1 protein-coding gene is annotated in these 382 nt (G+C 67.8%); it reads left to right on the top strand.

Annotation, left to right across the window (positions count from 1 at the left end; genetic code table 11):
• Positions 1-84 precede the first annotated feature (84 nt).
• On the top strand, positions 85-382 hold a 298-nt coding region (locus I6F37_RS44855), incomplete at its 3' end, for a hypothetical protein (RefSeq protein ID WP_225155111.1).

Raw genomic sequence — 382 nt, forward strand, 5'->3', positions numbered from 1 at the left:
GCCTCATACTTGTTTGATATCGCGGCCGCTCGCCCGCGCAGCGCTCAGGCGTTTACATCCAGATCCACTCTCTCGGAGCGCCCAATGACCCACAATCCGAAGGACGCTGCCCCCGCACCCGCGTCGACCTCCTCATCGCCCGCGACGTCGTCGGGGGCCTCGGGATCGGTGGGCACCCAGATGTTGCGCTCGCTGGCGCCGGGCGGCTTCGACTTGCAGATGAAGGCGTTGGCGCCGCGGGCGGCGGCTCCCAAGGGCGCGCCAGTGCAGATGAAGGCGGCCATCGGCAACAACTACCAACAGCCCGCCGATGTGAAGGACGCGGCGGTCAAGAAGGTCGTCGATGACCCGACCCCGCGGCGCTTCAAGTCCAGGGGTGAGC

The sequence above is a fragment of the Bradyrhizobium sp. NBAIM08 genome (genome assembly GCF_020193935.1).
Taxonomy (GTDB): Bacteria; Pseudomonadota; Alphaproteobacteria; order Rhizobiales; family Xanthobacteraceae; genus Bradyrhizobium; species Bradyrhizobium yuanmingense.